This is a genomic window from Streptomyces yongxingensis, assembly GCF_055597465.1.
Genome location: NZ_CM145717.1, coordinates 10,619,376 through 10,642,624, shown reverse-complemented (window position 1 = coordinate 10,642,624; position 23,249 = coordinate 10,619,376). Strand labels below are relative to the sequence as shown.

Below are 23,249 nucleotides of genomic sequence, written 5' to 3'. Positions count from 1 at the left end.
CGTGGGGTACCGGGTCACTTCGCGAGTTCGGCGGCGACCGTCTTTCTGATCGAGTCGAAGCGGGAGTCCCGGAGGAATCCGGCCACGTCGATCTTCGATGGGTAGACGCCCAGGGCATGGAAGTTGTCCGCGAGGTCCTGGGTGCTTTCGATCGCCTTGCTGTCCACGGCCGCCAGGTCGCCGGCGTTGGAGTCGGACAGCAGTTTCTTCCGGGTCAGCTCCAGATAGACCTCGCGCTCCAGGCCCGCGGAACCGAATCCGCCGACGCCGTCGAAGAATTCCACGCTCTTCTCCGGGGAGCCGTTGATGCGGCGTTGGGTGTCGCGGACGACGCGCACGGTCTTCGCCACGGCCTCGGGGTATTCCTTCGCGAACGACTCACTCGCCACGTAGAAGCTGTAGTCGTAGGTCTTGACGTTCGGCAGGCTGCGGGCCCGGTGCCGGGCCTTGGCCAGGCCGATGGCGGGCTGCCAGTTGATCCAGGCGTCCACCTTGCCATTGGCGAAGGCCGATTCCGCGTCGGCGGCGGGCAGGTTGACGTACTCGACGTCGTCCAGCCTCAGTCCGGCGGTCGCCAGGTACTTGATCAGGCTGTAGGTGCCGGTCGTGCCCTTCTGGTCGGCCACCCGCTTGCCCTCGAGATCCGCCGCACCGCGAATGGACGAACCCCGCGGCACGAGGATCTCGACCTCTGTGGCGGGCAGCGGGTAGGCAGCGAGGGGGACGATGGGGACATCACCGCCGACCGCGTAGGCCACGGCGGTGGCGGTGGCGAACGAGAAGTCGACGCTGCCCGCCTTGAACGCTTCCATGACGGGCAGGGAGGCGGTGAACCCCGACGGCCAGGCGACGGCCGTGCCGCCCAGTTCCTTGCCGATGTCCACGCCGTTCATCCGGTGGCGCAGCGCCGCGGGTATGCCGGTCTTCCCGTTTCCGATGACCGCGAAGCGGAGCTTTTCGGGCACCCCGTCGGCGAGCTGCCGGGTCTTCGGTGCGGAACTGCCACCACCGCAGGCGGCGAGGGCGGGCGCGAGTGCGGTGATGCCGCCGAGGGCGAGGAGACGACGGCGTGAGAATCCGGCGGGCGGAGAAGCGGAGGAGCCGGAAGGGATGGTGCGGTGTCTGGTCACGTTGAGTCCTTCGCGTTCCACGAGGGAAGCATGGGTACGGACGGTCAGATGGACGTCGGGCGGGTTCCGGCCTTCTCCCAGGCGGCGCCCACGGTGGCGGAAGCGGGTTCGAGCAGGTCCTGGAGGATGTCCTCCTTCCAGGCCACGAGACGGGGGTGACCGCGCCTGCCCCCGCGCGGAAGGTCGATCCGCAGATCGCGTCCGACCGAGCCGCCCGCCAGGACCAGAACACGATCGGAGAGCACGAGCGCCTCCTCCACGTCATGGGTGACCAGGAGCACGGTGCGGGGCTGATCCAGCCAGAGGCGTTCCACGAGTTGCTGCATGGCGATCCGGGTGATGGCGTCCAGGGCGCCGAACGGCTCGTCGAGCAACAGCAGTTCGGGCTGGTGCAGAAGGGCCCGGGCCAGGGCGACACGCTGTTTCTGCCCGCCGGACAATTCGGCCGGCCAGGCACCGCCGCGACCGGCCAGCCCCACGGCCTCCAGCAGGGCACGGGCTTCTTCCCTGCGGCCGCCCACGCCCAGCAGGACATTGTCCTCGACGCTGCGCCAGGGCAGCAGCCGGTCCTCCTGGAACATCATGCGCGCCGTGGCAGGCTCCGGTCCGGTTGCGCGGAGCTCGACGCTTCCCGCGCTCGGCCGCTCCAGCCCCGCGACGATCCGCAGCAGGGTGCTCTTGCCCGCGCCGCTGGTCCCGAGGAAGGAGACGAACGAGCCGGGCTCGACCTCGAGGTCGAGGTTCTCCAGGACCCACCGGTCGCCGTACCGCATGCCCACGGCGTCGAGGAGAAGCCGGGCACCGGCTGGGGAGCGCGTCACCGGGACGGACGACGGTAGTTGGGGTGCCATCGGAGGACCCTTCGTTCGATGAGCCTGGTGAGGAGGTCGGCGAGCAGACCGGCCAGCGCGTACAGCACGATGGCGAGCACGATCTGGTCGGTGCGCAGCATTTGACGGGCGTCCTGGGCGAGGTAGCCGATTCCGTCGTCGGCCGAGATGGTCTCGGCGATCACGAGGGTCATCCAGGCGACGCCCAGGGAGTAGCGGATGCCGGCCAGAATGGTGGGCATCGCGCCGGGAACGGCGATGTCACGTACCAGGGACCAGCGTCCCAGGCCGTAGGAACGGCCGAGTTGGAGCAGTTTGGGGTCCACCCCTCGAATGCCGGTGACGGTGTTCAGGTAAATGGGGAAGAAGGTGCCCAGTGCCACCAGCAGGATCTTGGGCTCCTCTCCGATGCCGAACCAGGCGATCATCAGCGGTACCAGGGCCAGGTGCGGGATGGTGCGGACCATCTGCAGGGAGCGGTCCAGGAGCAGCTCGGCCAGTTTCGACATCCCCACCACGAACCCGAGGACGAGTCCGGTGGCCGCACCGAGGGCGAAGCCCTGCGCGATGCGGCGCAGGCTGGTGAGGATGTACCGCTGCAGCTCGCCGGTGGCGGCGAGGTCGGCACCGGCCCGCAGGACCGCCTCCGGGGCGGGAAGGACCGACGGGGACAGCACCCCGGTCTGGGCGGTCACCTGCCACACCACCAGGGCCAGCAGCGGAATGGCCCACGGGGCGGCCGCCCGGCCGAGGGTCGGCAGCAGGCGGCCGATCCGGCGGGTGGCGGGTGGTCCGGTCGGGCGTGGAGCGGTGGCGCGGCCCGTCTCCTGGCCGGTGGCGTCGGTCGGCCAGGAGGGTGGTTCCCCGTCCTTGGTGAGCAGCGGCTGCTCGGGCATGGGTCTCCCTTTCAGGAGTGGTTGATCGGGCCTCACGACTGCCCGTGGCTGTGACCCGCGCACGGGCCGCGCCCTGTGCACGGCAGAGGAGAACCCCGCGGCGTGCTCGGAGCAACGGCGTCATGGACCGATTGCCGGGCCGGGCCGATTACCGGGTTGGGGCCGTGGGATGACGCGGCGCGAGGAGGAGGCGGTCACGCGCGGCCGTGCGGCCGGAGCGCGACGCTAGGAGGAGATGACGATCAGCGACAGCCCGCGCTGGAGACGCGCATGAGATCGATGTGCCGACGACACGTCAGCTCGCCCGCCCGCGGAAGCAGGGCCGCGACGGCCAGGCGGACCGAACCCCGCCTCGACTGCGCATCGCGGTACATGCGGAACTCCCCGTGGACGTGGGTCACCGGCCGATCGGCCGTGTGCTCTGACGCCGTGAGCGTCGAGGGAGACGATAGACCACGACTGAATCCAAGTGCAAGCAAGTGTATACAGATGAACTCAGTGGCAGACTGCGAGCAGGGCGGGCCACCGGGCACTCGCCTGCAGGGGCTGGAACACCCGCCCGCAGGCGCTGGAACGACCGTGGTCACGGGCGGACCGCCGTTCGGGGAGACCATTCGCCGCACGAGAGGACGAGGGAAGAGGACGTGGCCACTTCACAGGACGACGGGCACGCGGGCAGCCACTACACCCGCATCCGGCAGAGCATCGTCAGCGGGCAGGCAGGACCCGGAACCGTCCTGATCCCCACGACCCTCAGCACGCGGTACAACGTCTCGCGCACCCCCGTGCGGGAAGCTCTGATCAGGCTCGAACAGGACGGTCTGGTCGAGCGGGCGACCCGCGGCTACGTCGTCCGCACGCGCACGCCGGAGGAGATCCTGGAGATCTGCGAGGCGCGCATCGCCCTGGAGTCGTCGGCCGCGCAGTCCGCCGCCATCCGCCGGACCGAACTGGACCTCGCCCGGCTCGTCCACGTCCACGAGAGCACCGCGGCCACCAAGGACCCCGCCGAGCTACGGGAACTCAATCATCTGTGGCACGTGGCACTGCGTGAGGCCGGGCACAACACCACCATCGCCGAACTGATGGACCGCCTGGACGCCCAACTGAAGGTGTACGACGCGCACACCGCCCCGGCCACCGACCTCCCCGACAACCTCAGCCTGATCCTCGAGGAACACGCCGGAATCCTGGACGCGGTGCGGCGCCGTGACGCGGGCGCGGCCCGCGACCGCATGATCGCCCACCAGAGCCGCACTCGGGACCTGCGCATCGGCGCCTTGGCCCGGTCGGGGAGGACGGCACCCTAGCCCCTTGCCGCTTCTCCCCCACCCCCACACCGACCGCCTTCCTTATGGGGCTCGCGCATATGCCCTCCCCCGTCCCCCATGCCTAACGTGTGCACCTGGCCGAGCAGTCCACGGTACGGAGCAGAGCTGATGGAGACCATCGACGGCCGCCAGTTCGCCAACCGCCACGACCTCATGGAGCACACCGGCTACACCCGGAATCCACTGTCCAGGATGTGGCGGGATCGCGAGGAGAACGGCCACCCGACCCCGCGCCTGATCAACGGCGTCATGCACTGGGACCTGAGGGTATGGAGCGCGTGGTTCGCCGAGCACAACCGGCAGCGGCGCGACGACACCGCTCGCCGCCGGGCCGCCGGACGCCCGCGAAGTGAACCGTATCCGGGCGACGTTACGCGCGAACCAGACCCGGAATACCGAAGGATGAACTATCCAGGAAATCCATGAGCAGTGGGATGGATATTCCGGACCATGCTAGTGTCCTGTCCGCACCGACAGCCGAACTGGCGCCCCTCTCCGGACGACAACCCCGGCAAGCGCGACCCCGACCGTGCGAAGGACCCGCCCAAAGGCATGACCGCCGAACTCTCCCCGCCCCTGAACGAGGGTCGCTTCCCCTTCCAGGCCGTCCCGGGCTCGAAGTCCGTCACCGCCCGCGCGCTGTTCCTGGCGGCCGCGGCACGAGGCACCACGGTGCTGCACAGACCCCTGGTTTCGGATGACTCGATGGGGTTCGCCGAAGGACTCACCGCGCTCGGCTACCGGCTGGAGCGCGAGCCGGACCGGTGGACGGTCGAGGGCCGCGTGCGGGGACCGGCAGTTGAAGAGGCGTCGGTCTTCTGCCGCGACGGCGCCACCACCGCGCGGTTCCTTCCGGTGCTGGCCGCCGCCGGCCACGGCGTCTTCCACTTCGACGCGTCCGCCCAGATGCGCCGCCGCCCTCTCGGCCCGCTCGCCCGGGCCCTGCGCGACCTCGGCGTCACCCTCGTCCACCGGGAGCGGGAGGGCCACCACCCGTTGACCGTCCATGCCGACGGGATCAGGGGAGGGCACATCACCCTGGACGCCGGACTGTCCTCCCAGTTCCTCACCGCGCTGCTGCTGGTCGGTCCGCTCACCGAGCAAGGGCTCACCATCACCGTGAGCGACCTGGTCTCCGCACCGTACGTGGACATCACCATGGCGATGATGGAGCGCTTCGGGGTGCGTGCGCACCGCGACGGGGACACCTTCACGGTGCCCGCTCAGCCCTACCTGGCCACCGGCTGCACGATCGAGCCGGACGCCTCCACCGCCAGCTACTTCCTGGCGGCGGCCGCGCTCACCGGGCGCCGTGTCACCGTCCCCGGGCTCGGCTCGGGCAGCCTGCAGGGCGACCTGCGCTTCGCCCAGGTGCTCTCCCGGATGGGAGCACACGTCACGCTGGCCGAGGACCACGTGACCGTCGCCGGTGCCGACGGCGGACGGCTGACCGGCCTCACCGTGAACATGCGCGACATCTCCGACACCATGCCCACGCTGGCCGCCATCGCGCCGTTCGCCGACGGCCCGGTCCGCATCGAGGACGTCTACAACACCCGGATCAAGGAGTGCGACCGGCTCGATGCCTGTGCCGAGAACCTGCGCGCCCTCGGGGTCCCGGTCCTGGTCGGGCGGGACTGGATCGAGATCCACCCCTCGCGGCCCCGCCCGGCACACATCGCCTGCCGCGGCGACCACCGCATCGCCATGGCCTTCAGCATCACCGGCCTGCGCACTCCTGGCATCACGCTGGACGATCCCGGCTGCGTGAAGAAGACCTTTCCCGGCTTCCACCACGCGCTGAACGGCCTTCGCGCCGCCTGGCTGTCGTGAGGTCCGCGTCAACCGGGCAACACTTTCCACCTCCGCGTTTCCGCTTTCCACGCAGATGGAAACCAACCCTGCGCATCGCATGGTTGGTGCCCCGACGACACCGTCACACGCGACCGGCCGGACACCAACGCCAACAGCCATCACCTGACGGCCACGATATCCTCTGGCCCGATTGTCAGTGGCTGCCGCTAGCGTTCCGCACATCGTCGTACTCGGTCGGGATTCCTCCGGCTGAACTGTGCTTCCTACTGGCGGAATCGATGCGGAGGGCTGGGGATTCGTGGGTTGGGTGTCGGCGGGTGACGGGTATGAAGTCGCCCTTGTGGAGGGACGGGTGGCGGCGCGAGCCACTTCGGGCCGGGCGGCGGGGCGGCAGTTGAGCACGCTGCCGCGCGCGTTGAAGGACCACCCGGAGGTGGACCGGCTGCGGCGATTAGCGGAGTGGCTGGATCGGCACGCGGCGGCGTGCGTCGCGCAGGTGGATGCCTGGATGGTGTCGTCACTGCCCGTGCCCACCGGTCTGCTGGCGAAGGTGTGGCCGGACGAGGCGTGGCAGGTCGCGCTGCGCGACCTGGTGGTCGTCGGCGACGACCCGGACGAGGTGGGTTTCCTACGGGGCGCCACCGACCCCGGTGAGCTGCGGATCGTGAACCTGGACGGCGAGACGGTCCCCCTCTCCCCGCGCACGGTCACGCTGCCGCACCCGGTGCTGCTGCCGGATCTCGACGACATCCGGGAGTTCGCGGCGGAGCTGGGCATCGTCCAGCGCGTCGAGCAGTTGCACCGGGCGACCTGGCTCCGGCCGGACCAGCAGGACGCCAAGGCGGCCCAGGTACGGGACTTCTCCGGGGGCTCGTACAGCTCCCGTTCCGCCCTCGCCGCGCGCGCCGCGTCACTGGGCTACCGCGTCTCCGGCGGCTACGCCACGGCCCGCGTCCGGGACGGCGGGCGCACCGTCGAGGCCGCCGTGTGGCTCGGGGAGCCGCACTCGGACAAGAGGGTGGAGACCGGCAACCTCGGCTGGCAGGGCCAGGACGGCCGCACGCTGCCGTTGCGGGAGGTGGGCCCGGTGGCCTGGTCGGAGGGGATGCGGATGGCGGCGGGGCTGTACGCGGGGCGGGACACCGAGGAGGGCAAGGACGCATGAGCGGGGAGACTGAGGTGTCGTACGACGAGCTGCTGACGGCGGGCGGGGTGCTGCCGCCGGACACCGAGGGGGCCGGGGAGCGGGCGGTGCCGCTGACCGCGCGGACGTACCGTCACCCGGAGCTGGACGACCGGGTGGTGGTGCGGCTGATCTCCGGGGAGCCGGACGCGGCGGAGGATCTGGCCGCCGGGTTCCTCGGTCTGGAGCAGGACGGGGAGCCGGCGGTGGTGGGCCTCGGGCTGCACCGGTCGCCGGGGTTCCCCGAGTGGGAGCTGGTGCACCACGCACTGGGCGTCGTACCGGATCTGGAGCGGGCGGCCCAGCAGGCGACGTCCAAGCCGAGGGCGGCCATGGGCGTGTATCGGGAGGTGGGCGCGCGGCTGGCGGCGTCGGTGCCGTACCTCCTGCCGACGTTCTACGAGCAGGCCGGGCGGGTGTTCCTCGCGGTGGGGAACGCCACGTGCGCGGCTGAGTTGTTCACCCGCGCCCGGAACGCCGAGGCGGAGCACGGACTGACCGTCGACGAGGAGCGGCTCGACGAGGTGTCCCTGGAGTTCGCGCTGGCCGACGCGCTCCCGGTGAAGGAGCTGTCGGCGTACGCGAAGAAGCTGGCCGCGCGGGTGCCGGCCGAGGAGGCGCTGCGCCGCTTCACCAAGCTGTGTCTGCGCCGGACCGCGGGCGGGGTGCCGCCGTCGGAGCGGATGAGGGGCGACCTGCGGAAGCTGGCCCGGGCCGCCGGCCTGGACGCGAACCGGGTCGAGCAGGACTGTCTGGCCGAGCTGCTGGTCCTGCCGGCCACGCTGCGCGCGGCGGCCGGCTGGTGGAAGAGCCACCTGGGGGCCCTGGTGGCGCTGGCCGAGCGCGAGCCGGCGATGCGGGGCACCCTGCTGGACACGTTCCCCTCGCACCCCGACGAGGAATTGCCCGCGATGTGGCTGGGCATGCTGGAGGCATCCGGTGCCACGGCCGGGCTGTGGGACGCGTCCCTGCCCGAGGAGCAGCGGCCGCACGACGGTACGGCGGGCTGGCTGGAGCGGTTCCTGGAGTTCCGGTGGCGGGGGTGGAACGCTCATGACTCCAGGCGGATGCCCGAGCTGTACCCGCTGGTGGAGCGAGCCGCGGACGTGCTGCGGGCCGAACTCACCTCATCCGGACGTGAGTTCACGAGCTCGGCCGACCTCGACCTGACGGACCTGCTGCTGTCCCTGGACGTGCCGGTCGCCCCGGAGCAGTACGCCGCGCTGGGCGTGGAGTCGTGGACGGTGGGCGAGGGGCAGCGCGACCTGCTGTCGCTGGGCGCCGACGACCGTTTCTACCCGCCGTTCCGGCTGGCCGCGGGCCATCTCGGCAACAACGAGCCGGGGCGGCGGACGATCCGGGTGCTGTTGGCGTCGCCGGGCGGGCGTCCGATGCTGGCGCGGTGGGTGCGCGAGGTCATGCGGCAGTTCAGCACTGTCGGCCTGCCGGAACTGTCCGACATCCACCGCCAGTTGCTGGACCGGGTGGGGTGGCTGCCTGCCGAGGCGCTGGCCCTCGCCGAGGACGAGGTCCGCGCGGCCGGCGCCACGGACATCGCGACGGTGCTGTCGCGCACGCTGCGCGCCGGTCTCTTCGACGAACTGTGCTGGCCCGCCTGGGAGGACGCGATCGCCGCCCTCGGCGGCGACGTGATCGTCGCCGATGCCTGGCCGCATCTGATCGTGGCGGGCGCCGCCCAGGCCCGGGTGATCGGTGCCGAGGGCACCCTCCTCACCCACGACCTGCGCATCCCCGCGGACGACATCTCGGGCGACCCGGGCTTCCACTACGCGGACGGCGAGCTGCTCGTCTCCTGGCAGTCCCACACCGGCGGCCTGCGCGGCTACTGGCACACCCGTGCCGACCGCGTCGAGTCCGTGGCAAGCCCGGATTTCGTCCGGGGCGCCCGGATGCGATGGCACTTGGGCGGTTTCCCGACGGCCCCGCCCGCGCCGGAGCTCGTGGTGTTCCCGGGCGACGACCGGGCCCGTGGCCTTGTCCGCGACGGCCATTGGCTCAAGATCGTGGACACGGACGGCGTCGTCACCTCGGTGGGCGCGACGGGCGACAACCCCGGTGCGTTCGCCGAGGGCACGCGGATGCTGCCGCCTGAGCAGTACTGGGCGTGCATGACCGCCCGTGACCCGGAGGGCTCCGCGGCGCTGCGCCGGATCGGCCGGGACACCTCGGCGGCCCTGCTGGCGGCCGCCGCGCAGGATGATGAGAAGGCGCTGCCCGAGGCGATCGTTGAGCTCCTGCCGGTCAGGCACGACGCGCTCGTCGCGGGGATCGCCGGAGTGGTGCGGCACGCCGTCGGGCGGCAGGCCGACCTCGACGCGGCCGCCACCAGGCTCACCCGCGCGCTCGACGGCGTTCCGGCGGAGGTGGAGGGTCCCGTCGGACCGGCGGACCCCGTGCTGATCGACGCGATGAGCGGTCTCATCAGCATGAGGAGCTCTTGGCCGGACCGTCGCGGGGACGCCCACACCGTCTTCCGTACGCTGCGGATGATGGCCCGCGCCACCGGGGCCTTGGGTGACGCCGTACCGGAGGAGCCGGCCGCGCGTCTGCACCTCGACGGGCGGGAGCTGCCGAGCGGGGCACCGGATCTGGACACGCTGGTCGACCGGGTTCCGGCCCTGGCGTTCCGGGCGGCGGCCGGGACCACCTCCGAGGAGCACCGGGCGGCGCTCGGCGCGCTGCTCGCCGAGCTGGACGCGATGGGGCTGGTGCCGGGCGAAGGGTCCGAACGCTGGCGCTGGGTGGACTTCCTGGTGCCGGCCGCCCTGCTGCGCACCCCGACGGGCGACCAGCGCGAGGGCAGTTGGAAGGGGCTCCTGGCCCTGGGCGGCGGTGCGTTCGTCGCCCTCGGGATCGGCCACTCGCCGGAGGACGACCTCCACTCGTTCACCGGTTTCTTCCACGACCCGACGGGGCGGTTCGAGACGCCGGAGCCCTACACGCTCCGTTCGTCCTCGCCGGTGGGCGGGGAGGGTGCGGCGGGCCGGATCGGCGCGTTCCTCACGGAGCTGGCCGCGCGCGGTCCCGCGCCCTGGTTCCCGGAGGCCGCCGAGGAGTTCGCCCGCCTCACCGGCGTCACCGAGACGATGGCCCGGCTGATCGTGGCCGGTCTGCCGAACATCGGCCGGTACGAGCGGGCCTTCCTGTCGACGGAGACGCGCAGTGCCATTGGAGTGAAGGCAGCCCCGGCGGCCATCGCCAAGGGCCAGCTGCTCGACATCGACGTGACAGTCCGCGCGGCGGTGGTGGGCGCGCTGCTGCCCGCCGACCCGGCCCGGCTGTGGACCGAGGGACCGGACGTGGCCGCCGCGGCCGAGGTCTGGAACAGCGAGGTCGGCAAGGGGTTGGCCGTCCCCGAGGAGGTGCGCCGCGACGCGATCCGGCTTCTCGACAGCCCATGGCCGGTCGAGGAGGCCCTGCCCGCGGTGCTGAATCCCGCCGGTGAGCCCCGGCTCACCCGGGACCTGGAGTTCGCCGTCAGCGAGCACGAGATCCGGCCCGTCGGCGACGACTCGGCCGGGTTCGCCACGCCGACGCTGGTCGGCGCGATCGGGCTCACCGCCTGGCTCGCCCACCGGCTGCCTGCCGGCGACCCGCTGCGGGCCGCGCTCCCGGCCGCGCTGACCGCCGTACGCGAACGGCTGGCCCACCCCGGTCTGGTGCTCGACCTCGGGCACTTCAGGCTCGACGAATTCCGGACGAGGGTAGGCGCTCCGACCGAGGTCGGCCAGGGCTTCGAGCGGTACGGCGCCGTCATCCTGCCCACCCACTGGTACGACTACGCGGGGCCGGGTCTGAAGGTCGCGCTGCTCGACGCGGCGGGCCAGGACCCGTACCTGCCCCTGCTGCGCTGCCGCGAGCGTTCCGACGAGCCGGATGCGCAGGCGGCGCTGCGCCTGGCCCGCGACCCCGCGTACGCGGCCCTCCTCGCCGATCCGGGCGACCCCGTGGCGGGCGGGCGCGGGACGGACGGCACGTGGTGGCCGCAGGACCCGAGCCGTTCGGTGCCCGAGCTGGTGACCGAGGTGGTCCAAGCACACGGCATCGGTGAGGACGCGGCGACGCTGTATCTGATGCTGCTCGCCATGCCCGATCCGACGGACCGGATGACGGCCCGCTGGACGGGGTGGAAGTCGGCCCGGCTCAAAGCGGCCCGTGCCGAACTGGCCGCGAGGGAGCTGGTGTTCGAGGCCACCCGGACCCGGGCGGGGCGTTCGCTGTTCCTGCCGGGCGGCTGGGCCAAGACCAAGGCGCCGAGCGTCCCGCTGGAGCAGTGGAAGCTGCCGCTGTTCACCGACATGGTGCTGAAGCACTACATACTGCGGTTCGGTGTGATCGTGCCGACGGAACCGGCCGCCGAGCTCTACCGCAGGGCCTGGCAGCGGGTCCTGGACGGCGACGCGCCCCGGTTCGAAACGAGCTGAGGGTGCGGCGGGGCCGGCCTGTGAACGGGCGGGCTTCACCCCGCGCACGGGCGTCGCCACCGAGCGCACCTCGACCGCCGTTGCCATGGCCGCCACCGGGGTGGGCGGCCTCGGCGGCGGGGCCGGTCCGCCGCCTGCGAGGAGGTCCTGGTCCATATGGTCCGGGGCCGCGACGCGTCCCTGCTCGGCAGAACCTTCCCGGACAGCGTGCACCGATGGCGGTGCCTGCTCACGGGGTGGGTGCGGGGTGGGCCGTACGGGCGGCAGGCGTGACGAAGGACGCGGCCACCACGAGCAGCAGGACCAGGAACAGTGCGTTGCGGAGTCCGAACTGCTCGCCGAGATGGCCGAGTGAGGGCGGTCCCACGAGGAAGGCGACGTAGCCGAGAGTGGCGGCGAGGGAGACCCGTGCGGCGGAGTTGTCGCCGGAGTCGCCGGCCGCGGAGAGCGCGACGGGAAAGCCCAGGGACGCGCCGATGCCCCACAGGACGGCGGCTGCCGCCGCGACGGCCTGATTGTCGACCAGGATCACGAGTGCGATGCCGACGGCGCCGACGACCGCGCTGGCGCACAGGGCGGCCGCGCGTCCATAGCGGTCGACGAACCGGCCGCCCACGAAGCGGCCGACGGTCATCGATGCCGCGAAGACCGCGTACACGGCCGATCCGAGCGCGGGGTCGAAGCCATGGCCGTCGACCATGACCAGCGGCAGCCAGTCGTTCGCCGTTCCCTCCGCCATGGCAAGGGCGAGGATGATGCCACCGATGAGCAGCAGTCTCGGCTCCCTCCACACCGCGGGGCTCGCGGATGCCCGCGCGTGCGTGCCGTCGCCGTTGTCGGTCCGTCGGCCCACCCCGGCGGGAACGTATCGGGCCATCGGCACGAGTACGGCCACGACCACGACGGTGACGACGGCGAGATGCCACAGGACCGGGAACGAGACGGCGGTCAGAATCATGCCGCCGACCGCGCCGACCACCGTGCCGAAGCTGTAGAAGCCGTGCATCGCGGGGAGGGTGGAACGGCCGAGCAGCCGTTCCACCTCCGCCCCTTCGACGTTGAGGGCCACCTCGCCGCCGCCCATCCCCAGGCCGATGAGTCCGAGCCCGAGGGCCACGACCGCGTCCGCGCCCGCCGCCGCCCCCAGGCCGATGACGCCGGACCCCGCGGCGATCGTCAGCGTTCCGGCCGCGATGAGGGGCCGGGCGCCCCAGCGGGCCACCAGCGGCCCCGAGCACAGGATGCCCGCCATGGATCCGACCGAGAGCCCGAACAGGACCAGGCCCATGCGTCCGGTGGAGGCTCCGAGCAGGTCGCGCACGTCGGGGGTGCGCGTCACCCAGGACGCCATGGCCAGGCCGGGCAGGAAGAACAGCGCGAACAGGGCGGTCCGACGTCGGCCGAGGCTGACAGTCACAGGGCATGCCTCCAGGAGAGGACCGGGCACAGGAGTCTGTACGATCGTACACACTTGGCCGGAGTCGCCTTGTGACACATTGGGAGCGTGAGCGGCACACGGCGTGAGATCCCGAACGACCCCGGACGCAGGGACCGGATTCTCGATGCCGCCCTCGACGTCATCGCCGAAGGCGGCGTTCACCGGACGACCCATCGCAAGATCGCGTCACGGGCCGACGTCCCTCTGGGCTCGCTGACGTACTACTTCGACGGCTTGGACGATCTGCTGGCGCTGGCATTCGCCCGCCTCGCCGACACGATGTCCCAGCTCTACCGCCGCACCCTGCACGGCGCCGGGTCGCCGGCCGAGGCCGAGACAGCCGTGGTCGAGCTGATCTGCGGGCCGGCCTACGCCACTGACCGCGACATGACGCTCATCTTCGAGATGTACGCCTACGCCAACCACAACCCCGCGGTGGCCGCGACCACCCGCTCCTGGCTGATACGCAGCCGGGAGAGTCTCGCCCTGCACTTCGCTCCCGGAGTGGCGCGAGCCCTCGACGCCCTGATCGAGGGCTGGCCCATGCACCGCCGCTTCGACGCCGCCCCCCTCAACCGGCAGCTCGTCGCCGGAGTCGTGCACGCCGTCGTCAGCGCGGCGCCCGACCTCCCCGACGAACAGCTCTGATCTTCACAACACCGCGGCAAGCGAGTTCAGCGACGCGAGGTAGTCGGTGCCCACCGGGGTGAGGACGGCGCTGCTGACGCCCGCGTCGAACAGGTCCGTCAGTTGGGACCGTGCCTGTGGCGGCGTGCCCGCCACCGCGAGCTGACCTACCCACGCGTCCGGCAGGGACCGGGCGAACTCCTGCGGGCTGTCGCAGCGCGAGCGCAGCGAGACCAGTTCGTCGTGGAAGGGCAGCGGGGTGATGTGGGGGCGCCAGTCGGGTTCGCCGACCACGGCCAGGGCGGGGCGGACTGCCATCCGCGCGGCGGTGGGGTCGTCGTCGACTGACGCGATGTTGTAGGCGACCAGGCGGTGCGGCCGGCCGGGGGCGATATGTGTGAGGGCTTGCCGTACGTAGGCGGGTGTCACCGGTTCCGCGAGAAGGGTGCCGTCGGCCACGTCGCCGGACACGGCCAGGGACCGAGGACCCCGTACACCGGCCAGGACGGCGGGGACCCGCGTCGGGAGGGCGGCGGCGTGCAGTTGCAACCCGTCGATGCGGACGTACTGCCCGTCGTGGTGGACGAGTTGCCCACTCAGCAGACGTTTCAGGACGGTGATGTATTCGCCCAGGAGGGTAAGAGGGCTTGCGGGCCATGCGCCCACGCCGCGCATCCAGGGCGGCATGCCGTGGCCGACGGCGATGTCGATGCGGTCGGGGTGCAGCTGGGCGAGGGTGGCGATCTCCATGGCGGTGAAGGCCACGTTGCGGGCGGCGGCCGGCAGCAGCCCGACGCCGACGCGGATTCCGGTCGTGGCGGCGAGGACGGTGGCTGCCTGGGCCAGTCCTCCTCGGTAGCCGAGGTCTTCGACGACCCACAGTTCGTCAAAGCCGTGCGATTCCGCGCGTTGGGCGAAGGCGACGATGTCGCCCGCCGGGATGTCGCGGGGCATGAGGACGCCGATCGTGCCGTCCCGTGTCGTCATGGTGCTCCCTCGTCGGCGGGATTCACGTGACGTGACCGCCATAGATGTCGGTTGCGCCGGTCGGTCTCTCTGTCCTACGCCATCATGCCGTCCCGGCCACCTTCCACAACTCCCCGTCCCCACAGGCCCGCCGCACACCCGCTGCCCGGGGCAGGCGTACGGTCGGGTCATGAAGATGACCGCGGGTGAGGGGGCTGTGCTCGGCGTGGTGGGGACCGTCGTCTACCGGCCGGCGCGGCCCATGGACGACGAGGCCATCGCGGGGCTGGACGGGTCGTTCACGACGGATTCCGTGTTCGACGTGACCGTGACGCACGAGGGGTTCCGGGTCCGTGAGACACCGGTGGACCCGCCCATCCACAAAGCGTTCCCCGACGAGGAGGACGGGGGCGAAGACCGCGATCCCGAGCTGAGCCGGACGGTTGTCGCCTTCGACGGCGATGAGTTGTGTGGGTTCATCGACGCCTCCTTCGATCCGTGGAACGCGCGTCTGACCATCTGTGACCTCGAGGTCGCACCAGCATGGCGGGGCAAAGGGGTCGGGCGCACGCTCATGCGGTACGCCTTCGACTTCGCGCGGGAGCGCGGGGCGGGCCATGTGTGGCTCGAGGTCACCAACATCAACGCCCCCGCGATCCGTGCCTATCTCCGCATGGGATTCACCTTCTGCGGGCTGGACACCACGCTCTACGACGGCACTCCATCGCGTGGCGAGCAGGCGCTCTTCATGTCCAGGCGGGTGCACTGATCCAGTGAGCTGAAGCGGGACCAGCAGGCCCAGACACCGTCGGCACCACCCGCGGGCAGCGGAATCGTCGCCGTTGACCGGCGGTGATCGCCGGGCGTCCCCCGAGTGAGGCGTCAGGCGAGCCCGTTCCCGGCGACGCGTACAAGGAGCGTGTGCAGCGCCTCCCGCTCGGCGGGGGCGAGTGGGGTGAGCAGTTCGTCGGTCACCCGCAGGCCCGCCTGATCCGTGTCGCGGAGGAACGCGCGGCCGTCCTCGGTGAGGACGACGATGCGGCTGCGGCGGTCGTCGGGGGCGGGGCGGCGCTCGGCGAAGCCCAGCTTCTCCAGGTCGTCCACCAGGCCGACGATCGCGCTCGGGTCATAGCCGAGCCGGGCGCTGAGTTCTCGCTGCAACGCGCCCTCGCAGGTGGCGAGGTAGCGCAGCACGGCGTAGTGCCGCAGCCGCAGCCCCGACTCCTGGAGGAAGGTGTTGAACAGCTGACCGGAGCGCAAGCCCAGGCGGTACAGCAGATAGCCCGTGTCCGCGTGCAGCGCCCGCATCCACGGTTCGTCCGCGTCGATGGGGGGCGGGGTGTCGGTGTGCCGGCGGGCGATGGCGGGCTCCCTGGTCTCGGCCCCGGGGCGCCGGTCTCGGCTCCCCCGGAGGGGTGGGTCTCGTGTGCAGAGTCCAGCATGACGCACCCGAGGTCGACAACAACTGTTGACGACACCAATTATTGCGCTTAGCTTCGATCTCGCCGCCGCACTCCGCGCCGGACAGGCGCACCCATGCGAAGGGACCCGCTCGTGCCCACCATCGATCTGACCGGCAAAGCCGCCGTCGTCACCGGTAGCGGCCGGGGCCTCGGCCTCGCCTACGCACACGCCCTGGCCGCCCACGGCGCGTCCGTGGTCGTCAACGACATCGACGAAGCCGTGGCCGAACAGGCCGTCAAGTCCATCACCGAGGCCGGTGGCACCGCCGTGGCCGAGGTGGTCCCGGTCGGCTCCGCCGAGGCCGCCGACCGGCTGGTGAGCCGTGCCGTCGAGGAGTTCGGCCGGCTCGACGTCCTGGTCACCAATGCGGGCATCCTGCGCGACAAGGTGCTCTGGAAGATGACCGACGAGGACTTCGACGCGGTCATCACCACCCATCTGCGAGCCACCTTCACCTGCGCCCGCGCCGCCGCCGTGCGCATGCGCGAGCAGGGCGAAGGCGGCACGCTCGTCCTCGTCGGCTCACCGGCCGGGCAGCGCGGCAACTTCGGCCAGACCAACTACGCCGCCGCCAAGGCCGGAATCGCCGCCATGGCCCGCACCTGGTCCATGGAACTGTCCCGCGCGGACATCACCGTCAACGCGATCGTGCCGGTCGCCGCCACCGCGATGACCGAGACCATTCCCGCCTTCGCCCCGTACGTGGAGGCCCTGAGGACGGGGGAACCGCTGCCGGACTTCCTGCGCAAGGGGGAGGGATTCGGCACCCCGGAGGACTGCGCCGCCCTCGTCCCCTTCCTGGCCTCCGACGCCGCCCGCGGCATCACCGGCCAGTGCGTCGGCATCGGCGGCGACAAGGTGGCGCTCTGGTCGCATCCGCAGGAGATCCGGACCGCCTACGCCGACGGCGGCTGGACCTCCGAGGCCCTCGCCGACGCCTGGCCCACATCGGTCGGCGCCGAGCCGCAGACGGTGGGCATCCCCGCGCCGAGGATTCCGGGGGCGTGATGGACCTCCGGAACCTGGTCGCCATCGACGTCCACACCCATGCGGAGGTGTCCTCCAAGGGCCACTCCTCCCTGGACGACGATCTGCACGACGCCTCCTCCGCCTACTTCAAGGTCGAGGGCAAACGGAAACCCACCCTCGAGGAGACGGCCGCCTACTACCGCGAACGGCGGATGGCCGCCGTCATCTTCACGGTGGACGCCGAGTCCGCCACCGGCACCGAGCCCGTCCCGAACGAGGAGGTCGCCGAGGCCGCCGCCGCCAACGCGGACGTCCTCATCCCCTTCGCCTCCATCGACCCCTTCCGGGGGAAGGCGGGCGTGCGGCGGGCCCGGCGACTGGTCGAGGAGTACGGGGTGAAGGGCTTCAAGTTCCACCCCAGCATCCAGGGCTTCTTCCCCAACGACCGCTCGGTGGCGTACGGCCTGTACGAGGTGATCGAGGAGACCGGCACCATCGCTCTCTTCCACACCGGCCAGACCGGCATCGGCGCCGGTGTTCCCGGCGGGGGCGGCATCCGCCTGAAGTACTCCAATCCGCTCCACGTGGACGACGTGGCCGCCGACTTCCCGCATCTGAAGGTCATCCTGGCGCATCCGTCGTTCCCCTGGCAGGACGAGGCGCTGGCGGTGGCGACCCACAAGCCCGGCGTGCACATCGACCTGTCCGGCTGGTCGCCGAAGTACTTCCCGCCGCAGCTCGTGCAGTACGCCAACACGCTGCTGAAGGACAAGGTCCTGTTCGGTTCGGACTTCCCGGTGCTCACCCCGGACCGATGGCTGGCCGACTTCGACAAGCTCTCCATCAAGGACGCCGTCAAGCCGAAGATCCTCAAGGAGAACGCGGCCCGACTGCTCGGGCTGACCACACCGTAAGGGGTGTCAGATGCGCAACGAGGGACTGGGGTCATGGCCCGCACGCCGGGCCCGCAAGACCCCGCACCGCACGGCCCTGATCCACGGCGAGCGGTCGACCGACTACCGCACTCTGCACACCCGCACCACCCGCCTCGCCCACGCCCTGCGCGCCCGGGGCGTCAGGCGTGGCGACCGCATCGCCCATCTCGGCCCCAACCACCCCGCCTATCTGGAGACCCTGTTCGCCGCCGGCCTCCTCGGCGCCGTCTTCGTCCCCCTCAACACCCGGCTCACCGGCCCCGAGATCGCCTACCAGCTCGCCGACTCCGGCGCCAAGGCCCTCATCCACGGCGCCGCACACGCCGGGCTCGTCGCCGGACTGCCGGCCGGCACCAATGGACGGATCCATGTCGAGATCGGCGACGCATACGAACAGACCCTGGCAGCCGCGTCGGCCGAACCGATCGACGAACCGGTCTCCCCGGACGACGCCTGCCTCATCATGTACACCTCGGGCACGACCGGCCGTCCCAAGGGCGCGATGCTCACCCACGGCAACATCATCTGGAACGCCGTCAATGTGCTGGTCGACCACGATCTGTTCGCCGACGAGCGCGCCCTGGTGTCCGCCCCGCTGTTCCACACCGCCGGCCTGAACATGATCACCTTGCCGGTACTGCTCAAGGGCGGCACCTGCGTCCTGGTGGATGCCTTCGACCCGGGGACGACCCTCGACCTCATCGAACGGCATCGCATCACCTTCATGTTCGGAGTGCCGACGATGTTCGACCAGGTGGCCCGGCACCCCCGCTGGGCGAACGCCGATCTGTCCTCGCTCCGCATCCTCACCTGCGGCGGATCACCGGTGCCGACCCCGCTCATCGCCACCTACCAGGAGCGCGGGCTCACCTTCCTCCAGGGCTACGGCATGACCGAGGCCGCGCCCGGCACACTCTTCCTGGACGCCGAGCACGCCGCCGACAAGGCGGGCTCGGCAGGCGTACCACACTTCTTCAGCGACGTACGGGTCGTACGGCCCGACCTCACCCCGGTCGGCGTCGGCGAGACCGGCGAAGTGGTGGTGCGCGGACCACATGTGATGTCCGGCTACTGGGGGCTGCCCGAGGAGACGGAGGCCGCCTTCGCGGACGGCTGGTTCCGCAGCGGGGACGCGGCCCGGATCGACGAAGACGGCTATGTGTACATCGTCGACCGGATCAAGGACATGATCATCTCCGGCGGCGAGAACATCTATCCGGCCGAGATCGAGGACCTCCTCCTCGCCCACCCGGGCGTCGCCGAGTGCGCGGTGATCGGTGTCCCGGACGACACGTGGGGCGAGGTGCCCCGGGCGGTCGTCGTCCCGGCGGCGGGCACCGAACTCGACCCGGAGCAGGTGCTGGCATCCCTGTCCGGGCGGCTCGCCAAGTACAAGATCCCCAAGTCGGTGGTGGTCGCGGACGAACTTCCGCGCACCGCCTCAGGAAAGCTCCTCAAGTCCCGGGTGCGCGACCGCTACGGCACCCCCGCCCCCGAACAGGAAGCCGACTCATGAGCATCACCGTCAACGGCCTGGACGAACTGAAGAAGCTCGCCGGGAGCGACCTCGGCACCGGCGAGTGGATCGAGGTCACACAGGACCGCATCGACACCTTCGCCGATGCCACCGACGATCACCAGTGGATCCACACCGACCCGGAGCGAGCGGCCCAGGGCCCCTTCGGCGCGCCGATCGCGCACGGCTACCTCACGTTGTCCCTGTTCATCCCCCTCTTCACCCAACTGCTGGAGGTGCGGGGCGTGACCACCAAGGTCAACTACGGCCTGAACAAGGTGCGCTTCCCCGCACCGGTGAAGGCCGGATCCCGCATACGGCTCGCGGCCCGGCTCACCTCGGTCGAGGACGTGCCCGGCGGCGTCCAGGTCACCGTCGACGGCACGATCGAGGTGGACGGCGGCACGAAGCCCGCGGCCGTGGTGCAGAGTCTGTCCCGCTTCTACGTCTGACCCGCCGCACCGTGCGGACCGGCGAGTCCGGCAGCCGACCACCGCACTGCCGAACCCGCTTCCCGGAACCTCGGCTCAGGCGGCGAGCACCTGTGCCACCGCCACCGCGGGCAGGGGCGCCGTCGGGATGCGTACCGGCGCGACCGGGCCATGAGCGGGCCACACGCGGTATGTGGTCTTGGCCGGATCCACCAGGGGCTCACCGAGAGTGATCCGCCCCTGGGAGTACAGCCTGTCGCATACGGGGGTGGGCAGCGCGACGTAGCAGCCTCCCCTGTTCGTGACGGAGTCGTACGGCTGCCAGTAGCCGTACCGGCGTCGTCCGCTCGCGTGAACGGTGCAGAACACCGGAGTGCGGGAGTTGGACATGACGCGGAGAACACCGGCGTCGGCAGCCTCGAACGGGACCTCGGAGTGGGAGCGGGAGGGGTAGAGGACGGGGGACATCAGGGCTGCCTTTCCGAGGGGCCGGGACTCAAGATCAGCTACCCAATTAAAGCAGTGATTTGATCTCGATGGCACAACTCCCGTTCGAACGGCGGGGCTTGGGCATGTCGGCACGGATACCGGTAGCATTGCAAGACTACTTTCAATTCAAGACTACTACCGGGATCACCCGAGAGGAGAAGCCGTGCCCGACCGCGGGAACCACGTCACCTTCCAGCACGGCCAGGAGTTCCTGGCCGCGATCTCCGAGCGCTGGAACTACCAGATCCTGCGGGAGGTGTTCTTCGGTGTCGGCCGGTTCGGCGAGCTCAAGCGAGCCCTGGGCATCTCGGCGAACATCCTCACCGCGCGACTGAACAGCCTGACCGAACTGGGCCTGCTCACCAAGCGCGCCTACCGCCCGGACAAGCCGTGGTACGAGTACGAGCTCACCGACAGCGCCCGTGAACTCGTCGTCCCCGCCATCGCGGCCATCACGCGCTGGGCCGAGAGCCATGCGACCGACAGCGACCTCGCCCAGCACCCGCTGATGCACACGGTGTGCGGCAACCCGACCAATCCGTACCTCGCGTGCAGCAACTGCCATCAGCCGGTCGAGGCATCGACCCTGCGGCCGGTGCCCGCCGAGGAAGGTGGCGCCCGCTGATCACCTCAGACCTGAGGGCCCGAGGGCGACGCGCCCGAGGAGACTAGTAGCGAATTGAAACTAGTAGCGCTACGCTACTAGTCATGACAGACACTGCACACGCGACATCCGCACCCGACTGGGTCCTGAAGTTCATGGACGCCATCGACACCCTGGAGTTCGATGAGGGCTTCGCGCCGCTGACCGAGGACACCGAGATGTACTTCGGCACCGCGCACATCCACGGCGTCGAGGCCATCAAGGCGTTCTTCGTCAAGATCGACGAGCCGCTGAACATCACCCACGAGGTCCTGGAGTTCTGGACCGCGGGCGATGGCGTCCGCCTGCTGCGCGGCGAGGCGACCATGGCCAAGAAGAGCGCACCGGACCAGGTGGTGCGCGCCCCGTTCATGCACATCTTCTACCTCGATCAGGAAGAGCCGGTTCGCGTCCGGACACTCCGCATCACCGCGGGCCCGCTTCAGACCGACGCCGTGCTGTGACCCCACTCCGGGGGTCGGTCAACGATCCCCGGAGGCGCGCCCCTCGCGCCCCGCTCGCGCACATCCCCATCAAGAGTCCTCCAGGGTGTCAGCATGCTTGCTATCCACTACGCACGCTTATATTGTCTCAGCATGCTTACGGACGAGCGAATCCCCAGCTTCCGCACCGTGGAGGTCGGCTCATGACGGCTCTGTCCCTCCCGGACGCCCGCGCACTCGTCGCGGCCGCGATGACCGCCTGCGGGCATTCCGCCGGCGCCGCCGAGACCATCGCCGATCATCTGCTCGACTGCGAACTGCGCGGGCTGTCCTTCGGCGGGCTCGCCCGCGCGCTGTCCATAGCGGAGCGCATCCACACGACCGAGGCGCCGCCGCGGCCCATCCGGGTGGTCTCCGAGACGCCGGTGTCCGCCACCGTGGACGGCGGCGATCAGGTGGGCTACCTCGTCGGCATGCACGCGCTGCGGCTGGCCATGGCGAAGGCCCGCGCCCGGGGAGTCGCGGTCGTCGGCGCGCACAACACCTGGTACACCGGGATGTTCTCGTACTACCTGGAGAAGGCCGCGGCCGCCGGGCTCGCCGGGATGATCGCGGGCAGCGGTCCGGCGGTGGTGGCCCCGCACGGCGGCACCGAAGCCCGGTTCGGCACCAACCCGATCGCCTTCGGGTTCCCGGCCACCCCGACGCCGGTCATCTGGGACATCGGTACCTCCGCCGTGATGTACGGGGAGGTGCGGCTGAAGGCGCGGCTCGGAGAGAAGCTGGCGCCCGGCCAAGCCTACGACGCGGCCGGGGTCCCGACGCTCGACCCGGCCGCCGCGCTCGAGGGCGCGTTCGGCGTGTGGGGCGCGCACAAGGGCTCCGGGCTCGCCCTGGTCGTCCAGTTGCTCGGCATGATGACCGGGGCGGCCGCCGACCCGCCGGGCGTTTCGGACTGCGGCTTCTTCGTCGTGCTGGTCGATCCCGGCGTGCTCACCGACCCGGACGACTACCGACAGCGAGTCGCGGCCTTCGCGGATTCGGTCCGCGCCACCCGTCCCGTCGAGGACGGCAGCGCGGTGCGGATGCCGTTCGACCGCTCGGCGAGCCGCCGGAACGAGACGCTCCAACGCGGCGCCATCGACGTACCGGAAGCGGTGGTGGCGGCCCTGCGCAAGGAGGCCGGAGGTGCCGGAGGTGTCTGAGGACCCCGACGCCTTCACGATCGAGCCCTCCCCGTCGGGCCGGCTCCTGTGCGGCGGCTGCGCTCCGCTCGACGTCTGCCGCCTGGGCGTCGAGATCGCCGATGTGCGGGACGACGCGGTGCGTTTCGAGGTCGTCTGCCCACCGTTCTGGCACGGCGGGCCCGGCGTCGCGCACGGCGGCTGGACCGCCGCGGTGTTCGACGACGCGCTCAATGCCGTCGCGCTGCGGATCGAACCGCGGCTGGTCACGAAGTCGCTGGCGGTCCGCTACCTCCGTTCGGTCCCGGTCGGGCGGCCCGTGGACGTCCTGGCGCGGATCGAGCGGCACACCGGCAGACAGTGGGAGACCTCCGCCGAGATGACGCTCGCCGACACGGCGCTGGCCACCGCCCGGGCCGAGCTGCGGACGCGCCGACCGCACCACTTCGCCCGCCACGAGACCTGGCTCGCCCGCCGATCACCGTCCCCCAACGGACCCCCCGCAGAAAGCTGA

Annotated in this window: 22 protein-coding genes; 15 read left to right on the top strand and 7 right to left on the bottom strand. The window is 71.0% G+C overall.

The features are described 5' to 3' along the window. Window positions 1-14: 14 nt before the first annotated feature. From ACZ6TD_RS45110 to ACZ6TD_RS45100, 3 genes are read right to left on the bottom strand one after another with little or no spacing between them, the layout of a single operon-like run. Window positions 15-1,130, bottom strand: coding sequence for an NrtA/SsuA/CpmA family ABC transporter substrate-binding protein (locus tag ACZ6TD_RS45110; protein ID WP_471347648.1), 1,116 nt, complete (start codon window positions 1,128-1,130; stop codon window positions 15-17). Window positions 1,131-1,174: 44 nt separating this feature from the next. Beyond that, a complete protein-coding gene (locus tag ACZ6TD_RS45105; RefSeq protein ID WP_471347646.1) occupies window positions 1,175-1,951 on the bottom strand; it encodes an ABC transporter ATP-binding protein in 777 nt (258 codons plus the stop codon). Then, window positions 1,948-2,856 (bottom strand): ABC transporter permease subunit, encoded by a 909-nt coding sequence (locus ACZ6TD_RS45100; RefSeq protein WP_471347644.1) that lies wholly within the window; start codon window positions 2,854-2,856, stop codon window positions 1,948-1,950. The genes ACZ6TD_RS45105 and ACZ6TD_RS45100 overlap by 4 nt, the downstream gene beginning before the upstream one ends. A gap of 644 nt (window positions 2,857-3,500) precedes the next feature. Here ACZ6TD_RS45100 and ACZ6TD_RS45095 point away from each other — a divergent pair. From ACZ6TD_RS45095 to ACZ6TD_RS45075, 5 genes are all read left to right on the top strand, one after another. Continuing rightward, the gene (locus ACZ6TD_RS45095) at window positions 3,501-4,166 is read left to right on the top strand and encodes a GntR family transcriptional regulator (RefSeq protein ID WP_471347642.1); all 666 of its coding nucleotides are present in this window, start codon (window positions 3,501-3,503) and stop codon (window positions 4,164-4,166) included. 129 nt (window positions 4,167-4,295) lie between these two features. Beyond that, complete coding sequence (locus ACZ6TD_RS45090) at window positions 4,296-4,613, top strand: hypothetical protein (RefSeq protein ID WP_471347640.1); 318 nt, start codon at window positions 4,296-4,298, stop codon at window positions 4,611-4,613. 126 nt (window positions 4,614-4,739) lie between these two features. Beyond that, a complete protein-coding gene (gene aroA, locus ACZ6TD_RS45085; protein ID WP_471358621.1) occupies window positions 4,740-6,020 on the top strand; it encodes a 3-phosphoshikimate 1-carboxyvinyltransferase in 1,281 nt (426 codons plus the stop codon). 280 nt (window positions 6,021-6,300) lie between these two features. After that, window positions 6,301-7,167 carry a DUF4132 domain-containing protein gene (locus ACZ6TD_RS45080; RefSeq protein WP_471347638.1) on the top strand — a complete coding sequence of 289 codons (867 nt, stop codon included), beginning with the start codon at window positions 6,301-6,303 and terminating at the stop codon, window positions 7,165-7,167. Next, the gene (locus ACZ6TD_RS45075) at window positions 7,164-11,630 is read left to right on the top strand and encodes a DNA-binding protein (RefSeq protein WP_471347636.1); all 4,467 of its coding nucleotides are present in this window, start codon (window positions 7,164-7,166) and stop codon (window positions 11,628-11,630) included. Before ACZ6TD_RS45080 ends, ACZ6TD_RS45075 begins: the two co-directional genes overlap by 4 nt. A gap of 229 nt (window positions 11,631-11,859) precedes the next feature. On the opposite strand, the gene ACZ6TD_RS45070 is transcribed toward ACZ6TD_RS45075, so the two are convergent. Beyond that, complete coding sequence (locus ACZ6TD_RS45070) at window positions 11,860-13,047, bottom strand: MFS transporter (RefSeq protein ID WP_471347634.1); 1,188 nt, start codon at window positions 13,045-13,047, stop codon at window positions 11,860-11,862. A gap of 87 nt (window positions 13,048-13,134) precedes the next feature. On the opposite strand from ACZ6TD_RS45070, the gene ACZ6TD_RS45065 reads away from it, so the two are divergent. Further along, complete coding sequence (locus tag ACZ6TD_RS45065) at window positions 13,135-13,716, top strand: TetR/AcrR family transcriptional regulator (protein WP_471347632.1); 582 nt, start codon at window positions 13,135-13,137, stop codon at window positions 13,714-13,716. Window positions 13,717-13,719: 3 nt separating this feature from the next. Here ACZ6TD_RS45065 and ACZ6TD_RS45060 read toward each other — a convergent pair whose 3' ends face one another. Beyond that, entirely contained in the window at window positions 13,720-14,682 is a 963-nt protein-coding gene (locus tag ACZ6TD_RS45060) for an LLM class flavin-dependent oxidoreductase (RefSeq protein ID WP_471347630.1), read from the bottom strand. Window positions 14,683-14,851: 169 nt separating this feature from the next. Here ACZ6TD_RS45060 and ACZ6TD_RS45055 point away from each other — a divergent pair, with 169 nt between their 5' ends. After that, window positions 14,852-15,430: a GNAT family N-acetyltransferase gene (locus ACZ6TD_RS45055; protein WP_471347628.1), complete on the top strand. Its 579-nt coding sequence runs from the start codon at window positions 14,852-14,854 to the stop codon at window positions 15,428-15,430. Window positions 15,431-15,543: 113 nt separating this feature from the next. Here ACZ6TD_RS45055 and ACZ6TD_RS45050 read toward each other — a convergent pair whose 3' ends face one another. Then, window positions 15,544-15,969, bottom strand: coding sequence for a MarR family winged helix-turn-helix transcriptional regulator (locus ACZ6TD_RS45050; RefSeq protein ID WP_471347626.1), 426 nt, complete (start codon window positions 15,967-15,969; stop codon window positions 15,544-15,546). Between the two features lie 246 nt (window positions 15,970-16,215). On the opposite strand from ACZ6TD_RS45050, the gene ACZ6TD_RS45045 reads away from it, so the two are divergent. The 4 genes from ACZ6TD_RS45045 to ACZ6TD_RS45030 are packed head-to-tail and all read left to right on the top strand — an operon-like array spanning window position 16,216 to window position 19,997. Then, window positions 16,216-17,133, top strand: coding sequence for an SDR family NAD(P)-dependent oxidoreductase (locus ACZ6TD_RS45045; protein WP_471347625.1), 918 nt, complete (start codon window positions 16,216-16,218; stop codon window positions 17,131-17,133). Next, window positions 17,133-18,008, top strand: coding sequence for an amidohydrolase family protein (locus tag ACZ6TD_RS45040; protein WP_471358618.1), 876 nt, complete (start codon window positions 17,133-17,135; stop codon window positions 18,006-18,008). The genes ACZ6TD_RS45045 and ACZ6TD_RS45040 overlap by 1 nt, the downstream gene beginning before the upstream one ends. Before the next feature lie 10 nt (window positions 18,009-18,018). Next, window positions 18,019-19,545, top strand: a complete 1,527-nt coding sequence (menE, locus tag ACZ6TD_RS45035; protein WP_471347623.1) for an o-succinylbenzoate--CoA ligase — start codon at window positions 18,019-18,021, stop codon at window positions 19,543-19,545. Beyond that, window positions 19,542-19,997, top strand: coding sequence for a MaoC family dehydratase (locus ACZ6TD_RS45030; protein ID WP_471347622.1), 456 nt, complete (start codon window positions 19,542-19,544; stop codon window positions 19,995-19,997). The genes menE and ACZ6TD_RS45030 overlap by 4 nt, the downstream gene beginning before the upstream one ends. A 75-nt stretch (window positions 19,998-20,072) precedes the next feature. On the opposite strand, the gene ACZ6TD_RS45025 is transcribed toward ACZ6TD_RS45030, so the two are convergent. Further along, complete coding sequence (locus ACZ6TD_RS45025) at window positions 20,073-20,444, bottom strand: hypothetical protein (protein WP_471347621.1); 372 nt, start codon at window positions 20,442-20,444, stop codon at window positions 20,073-20,075. Between the two features lie 184 nt (window positions 20,445-20,628). On the opposite strand from ACZ6TD_RS45025, the gene ACZ6TD_RS45020 reads away from it, so the two are divergent. From ACZ6TD_RS45020 to ACZ6TD_RS45005, 4 genes are all read left to right on the top strand, one after another. Continuing rightward, window positions 20,629-21,090, top strand: a complete 462-nt coding sequence (locus ACZ6TD_RS45020; RefSeq protein ID WP_471347620.1) for a winged helix-turn-helix transcriptional regulator — start codon at window positions 20,629-20,631, stop codon at window positions 21,088-21,090. Between the two features lie 83 nt (window positions 21,091-21,173). Continuing rightward, on the top strand, window positions 21,174-21,572 hold the full coding sequence (locus ACZ6TD_RS45015; RefSeq protein WP_471347618.1) for a nuclear transport factor 2-like protein: 399 nt from the start codon (window positions 21,174-21,176) through the stop codon (window positions 21,570-21,572). Between the two features lie 182 nt (window positions 21,573-21,754). Beyond that, window positions 21,755-22,756, top strand: a complete 1,002-nt coding sequence (locus ACZ6TD_RS45010) for an Ldh family oxidoreductase (RefSeq protein WP_471347616.1) — start codon at window positions 21,755-21,757, stop codon at window positions 22,754-22,756. Beyond that, entirely contained in the window at window positions 22,740-23,249 is a 510-nt protein-coding gene (locus tag ACZ6TD_RS45005) for a PaaI family thioesterase (RefSeq protein WP_471347614.1), read from the top strand. Before ACZ6TD_RS45010 ends, ACZ6TD_RS45005 begins: the two co-directional genes overlap by 17 nt.

Bases quoted from the DNA above. Each gene is read 5' to 3' on its own strand.
- ACZ6TD_RS45100 (WP_471347644.1), bottom strand. From the start codon at position 2,856: ATGCCCGAGCAGCCGCTGCTCACCAAGGACGGGGAACCACCCTCCTGG.
- ACZ6TD_RS45090 (WP_471347640.1), top strand. From the start codon at position 4,296: ATGGAGACCATCGACGGCCGCCAGTTCGCCAACCGCCACGACCTCATG.
- aroA (WP_471358621.1), top strand. From the start codon at position 4,740: ATGACCGCCGAACTCTCCCCGCCCCTGAACGAGGGTCGCTTCCCCTTC.
- ACZ6TD_RS45075 (WP_471347636.1), top strand. From the start codon at position 7,164: ATGAGCGGGGAGACTGAGGTGTCGTACGACGAGCTGCTGACGGCGGGC.
- ACZ6TD_RS45060 (WP_471347630.1), bottom strand. From the start codon at position 14,682: ATGACGACACGGGACGGCACGATCGGCGTCCTCATGCCCCGCGACATC.
- ACZ6TD_RS45055 (WP_471347628.1), top strand. From the start codon at position 14,852: ATGAAGATGACCGCGGGTGAGGGGGCTGTGCTCGGCGTGGTGGGGACC.
- ACZ6TD_RS45050 (WP_471347626.1), bottom strand. From the start codon at position 15,969: ATGCGGGCGCTGCACGCGGACACGGGCTATCTGCTGTACCGCCTGGGC.
- ACZ6TD_RS45040 (WP_471358618.1), top strand. From the start codon at position 17,133: ATGGACCTCCGGAACCTGGTCGCCATCGACGTCCACACCCATGCGGAG.
- menE (WP_471347623.1), top strand. From the start codon at position 18,019: ATGCGCAACGAGGGACTGGGGTCATGGCCCGCACGCCGGGCCCGCAAG.
- ACZ6TD_RS45030 (WP_471347622.1), top strand. From the start codon at position 19,542: ATGAGCATCACCGTCAACGGCCTGGACGAACTGAAGAAGCTCGCCGGG.
- ACZ6TD_RS45025 (WP_471347621.1), bottom strand. From the start codon at position 20,444: ATGTCCCCCGTCCTCTACCCCTCCCGCTCCCACTCCGAGGTCCCGTTC.
- ACZ6TD_RS45015 (WP_471347618.1), top strand. From the start codon at position 21,174: ATGACAGACACTGCACACGCGACATCCGCACCCGACTGGGTCCTGAAG.
- ACZ6TD_RS45010 (WP_471347616.1), top strand. From the start codon at position 21,755: ATGACGGCTCTGTCCCTCCCGGACGCCCGCGCACTCGTCGCGGCCGCG.